Source organism: Streptomyces sp. GQ60 (assembly GCF_059758875.1).
Map to the genome: position 1 here is coordinate 1 of NZ_JCAXEG010000079.1, position 229 is coordinate 229.

At 72.5% G+C, this 229-nt stretch carries 1 pseudogene; it reads left to right on the forward strand.

Annotation, left to right across the window (positions count from 1 at the left end):
- Positions 1-229 (forward strand): annotated as a pseudogene (locus AC6CKD_RS38045) (urease subunit alpha); the annotation flags it as partial.

Sequence of the window (229 nt, forward strand, 5' to 3'; positions counted from 1 at the left end):
GACGCGGTGGCCGAGCACTACGGGATGATCGTCTCCGTCCACGACCTCAAGCCGGACCTCCCCGGCGACGCCGCCATGGCCCGCGACCGGATCCGCGCGGGCACGATGGGAGCCGAGGACGTCCTGCACGACCTCGGCGCGATCGGCATCACCTCCTCCGACGCCCAGGGCATGGGCCGCGCGGGCGAGACCATCCGCCGCACCTTCGCCATGGCCGCCAAGATGAAGG